Genomic DNA, 3,548 nt, shown 5'->3' on the forward strand with positions numbered 1-3,548 from the left:
CAGTGGCGATACGTTTGGGCAGAATCTTTTTGGCGAGCGCGAGCATCTCGGCAAAGGTTTGCGGCGGCTTGACTTTGCCGACGCCGAAGGTGGTCAGCGTCCAGGTGCCGTCCTCGTAACCGAGTAGCCCCAGCCCGAGCGGTTGCTGGCGGGACGCGCCGGCCACGATCACCCGCTCGCGAAGCGCCCCCTCCGGCAGCCGGAGCTGGTGTGACGCATAGCCAATGCCGACCTCGACTGTCTTTTCGGGCGGGCGCTGAAAGCCCCACTGCTCCAGCCAGACCGGCAACCTGGTGCCGCGACCGGCCGCGTCGACCACCAGGTCGGCGTCGACGAGGTCGGGCTCGTCGTTGTCGCTGTCGAGGTACACCCCGGTGACCCGTTGCGCGTCGACGTCGAATCGCGGCTGGGCTACCGAACGATGCTGGATCTCGACGTTGGGAATCTTGTAAACCCGTTGCCTGATCTGCCATTCCAGCTGCGGACGGCTGGGGACGTAGGCGGTGAACTCGTCGCGCAACGTATGGCCGGTGCCCAGCACATGACCGGCCGCGCCGAAGTAAATGCAGTCCGGCCGGTTCTCCAGGACCGGCACGCCGGCGGCCACCATCCCGTCGAGCAGACCGGGAAACAACCCGTCGAATTCCAGCGCGCCGCGGGCCATCAGCAGGTGAACATGGCGGCCCTGCGGGACGGCGGTCCGGTTGCTTGGCGTGGCCGGCAGTTCGTCGCGCTCGAAGACCGTGACCCGGTCGTAGAAGTCGGACAGCACCCGCGCCGCGCACAATCCCGCGATGCTGGCGCCGATCACAACAGCGTGTTCTCGGCGGCTTCCCCCACCCATCCGGCCACCCTACTCGGTACTGTCCGGGTGCATGGCTGATCGTTGGCGCACCAAATCCATTGAACGGTCGATCGCTGACACCGACGAGCCGGATACCCAGCTGCGTAAGGACTTGAGCTGGTGGCACCTCTGCGTGTTCGGGGTCTCGGTGGTGATCGGGGCGGGCATCTTCACCGTCACGGCGTCAACGGCGGGCGACATCACCGGTCCGGCGATCTGGATCTCATTTCTCATCGCGGCGATCACCTGCGGCCTGGCCGCATTGTGCTACGCCGAATTCGCGTCGATGCTGCCGGTGGCGGGTAGTGCCTACACATTCTCCTACGCCACCTTCGGCGAGTTCGTCGCATGGACCATCGGGTGGAACCTCGTCCTCGAGCTGGCGATCGGTGGCGCCGTCGTCGCCAAAGGCTGGTCCAGCTACCTACAGACGGTGTTCGGATTCAGCAGCAGCACAATAGGTTTGGGGCCATTGACGCTGGACTGGGGTGCGGCGCTGATCGTCGCGCTGGTGGCGACGCTGCTCGCGCTGGGCACCAAGTTGTCGTCGCACTTCTCGATGGTGGTCACCGCGATCAAGGTCGCGGTGGTGCTGCTGGTGATCGTCGTCGGCGCCTTCTACATCAAGAGCACAAACTACTCGCCGTTCATCCCGCCACCCGAGGCCGACAGCGGTGGCGCCGGCATCGATCAGTCGCTGCTGTCGCTGCTCACCGGAGCGCACGGCAGCCACTACGGCTGGTACGGGGTGCTCGCCGGAGCCTCGATCGTGTTCTTCGCGTTCATCGGATTCGACATCGTGGCGACCATGGCCGAGGAGACCAAGAATCCGCAACGCGACGTGCCCCGGGGCATCCTGGCCACGCTGGGCATCGTGACCGTGCTCTACGTGGCGGTGTCAATCGTGCTGTCCGGGATGGTCTCCTACACCCAGCTGAAGACCACCCGCGACGGCCACCACGCCAACCTGGCTACCGCCTTTGCGGTGAACGGGGTGCACTGGGCGTCTGGAATCATCTCGATCGGCGCGCTGGCCGGCCTCACCACCGTGGTGATGGTGCTCGTGCTCGGTGGATGCCGGGTGCTGTTCGCGATGGCGCGCGACGGCTTGCTGCCGCGACGGCTGGCCAAGACCGGTTCACACGGCACCCCGGTGCGAATCACCGTTCTGGTCGCCTTGATGGTCGGTGCCACCGCGTCCGCCTTTCCGACGGACAAGCTGGAAGAAATGGTCAACGTCGGCACCTTGTTCGCGTTCCTACTGGTCTCCGCAGGTGTCATCGTCCTGCGTCGAACCCGGCCTGACCTGCCCCGGGGATTCCGCGCGCCGATGGTGCCCCTGCTGCCGATCGCCTCGGTGTTCGCGTGCGTCTGGCTGATGATCAACCTGACCGTGGTCACCTGGATCCGATTCGGCGTGTGGATGGTCGCGGGTGTGGCCATCTACCTCGGCTATGGACACCGGAAATCGGTTCTGGCCAGGCATGATGCCGGCGAGCAGGAGAGGGCCCCCGCATCAAGTTCGTCGTAATAGTTTACAAACACCCATGTTTTGTCTAGACAACGGACGCAGATAGCAGTATTGTCCAATCCCAAGGTGTTATGGCTCACAAGGAGGTTGGCGATATGACCGCGGCATTAGATCCGAACGCAAGGGTGTGGCAGGACAGAAAGCGCTACATGTGGCTGATGGGACTGATCGTCCCGACACTGCTGCTGGCCGTGCTGCCGATCGTCTGGGCGATGAACCAGTTCGGCTGGCAGACCGCATCCCAGGTGTGGTTCTGGATCGGCCCGATCCTGCTGTACATCGTGCTGCCCGCGCTGGACCTGCGATTCGGGGCCGACGGCCAGAACCCTCCCGACGAGGCCATGCAGTGGCTGGAGAACGACAAGTACTACCGCTACTGCACATACATCTTCATCCCGTTCCAGTACCTCAGCGTGGTCCTCGGCGCCTACCTGTTCACTGCGTCGAACCTGAGCTGGCTGGGCTTCGAGGGGTCGCTCAGCTGGCCGGCCAAGATCGGCTTGGCGCTGTCGGTCGGCACCCTTGGCGGCGTCGGCATCAACACCGCGCACGAGATGGGACACAAGAAGGAGTCGCTGGAGCGCTGGCTGTCCAAGATCACCCTGGCGCAGACCGGCTACGGACACTTCTACATCGAGCACAATCGTGGTCACCACGTCCGGGTTGCGACACCGGAGGACCCCGCCTCGGCTCGCTTCGGTGAGACATTCTGGGAGTTCTTGCCGCGCAGCGTCTTCGGTAGCCTGCGCTCGGCTCTGCGGCTGGAGGCCCAGCGGATTCGCCGGCAGGGCGCCAACCCGTGGAACCCGAAGACCTACCTGTCCAACGAGGTGCTCAACGCCTGGCTGGTGACCGTGGTGTTGTGGGCCGCGTTGCTAGCGGTGTTCGGCCCGGCGCTGATCCCATTCCTGATCATCCAGGCGATCTTCGGCTTCAGCCTGCTCGAGTCGGTCAACTACCTCGAGCACTACGGCCTGCTGCGGGTCAAGAACGACAACGGTCGCTATGAGCGCTGCACCCCCCAGCACAGCTGGAACTCCGACCACATCGTGACGAACCTGTTCCTGTACCACCTGCAGCGGCACAGCGATCACCACGCCAACCCGACCCGCCGCTACCAGACGCTGCGCAGCATGGACGGGGCGCCGAACCTGCCCAGCGGCTACGCCGCGC

Annotated in this window: 3 protein-coding genes; 2 read left to right on the forward strand and 1 reads right to left on the reverse strand. The window is 64.7% G+C overall.

The window, feature by feature from the left end; genetic code table 11:
* On the reverse strand, positions 1-844 hold an 844-nt coding region (locus WAO18_RS18845; protein ID WP_422207752.1), incomplete at its 3' end, for an FAD-dependent oxidoreductase.
* Between the two features lie 31 nt (positions 845-875).
* Here WAO18_RS18845 and WAO18_RS18850 point away from each other — a divergent pair.
* Positions 876-2,375: an amino acid permease gene (locus WAO18_RS18850; protein WP_422207753.1), complete on the forward strand. Its 1,500-nt coding sequence runs from the start codon at positions 876-878 to the stop codon at positions 2,373-2,375.
* Between the two features lie 71 nt (positions 2,376-2,446).
* Positions 2,447-3,548, forward strand: a 1,102-nt coding sequence (locus WAO18_RS18855; RefSeq protein WP_422207754.1) for an alkane 1-monooxygenase, incomplete at its 3' end; no start/stop codon positions are given.

Source organism: Mycobacterium sp. (assembly GCF_049278535.1).
Classification (GTDB): Bacteria; Actinomycetota; Actinomycetes; order Mycobacteriales; family Mycobacteriaceae; genus Mycobacterium.